This is a genomic window from Streptomyces sp. SID14436, from assembly GCF_010548465.1.
Taxonomy (GTDB): Bacteria; Actinomycetota; Actinomycetes; order Streptomycetales; family Streptomycetaceae; genus Streptomyces.
Genome location: NZ_JAAGMD010000252.1, coordinates 1 through 2,244 on the forward strand (window position 1 = coordinate 1; position 2,244 = coordinate 2,244).

1 protein-coding gene is annotated in these 2,244 nt (G+C 77.8%); it reads left to right on the forward strand.

The window, feature by feature from the left end; all coding sequences use genetic code 11:
* Window positions 1-2,244: acyltransferase domain-containing protein (locus G3I53_RS09160; protein ID WP_164438212.1), on the forward strand; the 2,244-nt coding region annotated here is incomplete at both ends.

A 2,244-nucleotide genomic window follows, 5' to 3' on the forward strand; every position in this document is an offset into this window, starting at 1 on the left:
TGGCGGCCGCACTCGCGCACCACCGCACCCACTTCGAGCACCGGGCCGTCCTGCCCGCCGCCGACCGCGACACGCTGCTCACCGCGCTGCGCTCCCTCGCCGCCGGCACCCCCGACCCCGACCTCGTCGCCGGCCCCGCGCGGGCCCGGACACGGGGCAAGGTGGCCTTCGTCCTGCCCGGCCAGGGCTCCCAGTGGACCGGCATGGCGCGCGACCTCCTCGTCCACGACCCGGTGTTCGCCGACGAACTCGACCGCTGCGACGCCGCCCTGCGCCCCCACACCGGCTGGTCGGTCACGGCCGTCCTGCGGGGCGACGACGGCGCCCCCTCCCTCGGCCGGGTGGACGTCGTCCAGCCCGTGCTGTTCGCCGTCATGGTCTCGCTCGCCGCCGTGTGGCGGGCCCGGGGCGTCGAGCCGGACGCCGTGATCGGGCACAGCCAGGGCGAGGTCGCCGCCGCCTGCATCGCGGGCGCCCTCAGCCTCAACGACGCGGCGGCCGTCGTCGCCCTGCGCGGCCAGGCCCTCACCGGCCTGTCCGGCACCGGCACCATGGCCGTCGTCGCACTCTCCCCGGGCGACGCGGAAGCACGCATCGCCGAGGCCGGCGGCCGGGTGTCCGTCGCCGCCGTCAACAGCGACCGCTCCACCGTCCTCGCCGGGGACACCGAACCGCTGGAGCACCTGCTGGACGGCCTCCACCGCGACCAGGTCTTCGCCCGCCGCCTCGACGTCGACTACGCCTCCCACACCGCCCGGGTGGAACCCCTGCGCCGGGAACTCCTGGCGGAACTCGACGGCGTCCTCACCTCACCCACCCCCGTCACCTGGTACTCCACCGTCACCGGCGAGCCCGTCACCGGGGAACTGGACGCCGGGTACTGGTACACCAACCTGCGCGAACCCGTCCGGTTCGCGCCCGCCGTCGAGCGCATGATCGCCGACGGGCACCGCTTCTTCGTCGAACTCGCCCCCCACCCCGCCCTGCTCACCGCCCTGCGCACCGTCGCCGGGGACGACGATGACGTCGTCGTGGTCGGCTCGCTGCGCCGCGACGAGGACGGCCCGGCCTGCCTGGACCGCGCGAGCGCCGAACTCCACGTCCGGGGCCTGCGCGTCGACTGGCGGCGGCTCGTGCCCCGCACCGCCCCGGCCGACCTGCCGACGTACGCCTTCGAACCGCACCGCTACTGGTCCGAGCCGGCCGCCGCGGCGACCGCGCCCGGCCTCTTCGACCGCGCCGCGCACCCCCTGCTCGGCCTGCGGGTCCGCTCGGCGGACGCCGCCCGCTGGACCTTCCGCGCCGCCTGGTCGCAGGCCACCGCCGCCTGGCTCGCCGACCACGAGGTCTTCGGCCGCACCGTGGTCTGTGCGACGACCCTCCTGGAACTGTGCCGCGCCGCCCTCGCCGAGGCCCGCCCCGACGGCCCGCCGGACGTCACCGGCCTGCTGCTGCCGGCCCCCCTCACCCTGCCCGCCGCCGGCACGGTCGAGGTGTCCGTCGAGGTGGACACCTCCCTGCCGGTGCCGGAGGTCACCGTGCACAGCCGGCCCGCCGGCCGGGACGGCGCCGACTGGGTCCTGCACGCCACCGCGTCCGCGCAGCCCGCGCTCCCCGCCACCGGGGAGGAACCACCGCTCCGCCCCGATGATGCCGCCTCCATCTGGACCGAGGAGACCTACGACCGGCTGGCCGCCCGGGGGCTCGGCTACGGCCCGGCCTTCCGCGGGGTGCGCGAGGTCCTCCGCACCGGCGACGACACCCTGCTGGCCCGGCTGTCCCTGCCCCGCGCCGCCCACGACGACGCCGACGGCTACCCGGTCCATCCCGCCCTGCTGGACGCGGCCCTCCAGACGGCGGCGGTGTTCGACCCCGGCGACCGGCGGGTGCTGCTCCCCGTCGCGGTGGGCCGCTGCACCCTGCCGCCCGGGGGCGCGGGCGACCTCACCGCGGCCGTGCGGCGCACCGGCTCCTCCGGCCCGGACGTCACCCTCGACGTGCGCCTGTGGGACACCGACGGCATGCCGGCCGGCCGGCTCGACGACGTGCGGCTGCGCGCGAGCGACCCGGCCGACCTGGACGGCACCTCCGAGAACGCCCGGCACCTCTACGAGGTCGCCTGGACTGCGCTGCCCGACCGTGCCCCCGGCGCGCCGGGCCCCGACGGCACCTGGTCGGTACGGGAGCCGGAGCCGCCCCTCACGGAGGCGCTCGCGGCGGCGGGCGTCCCCCTCGCCGCTCCCG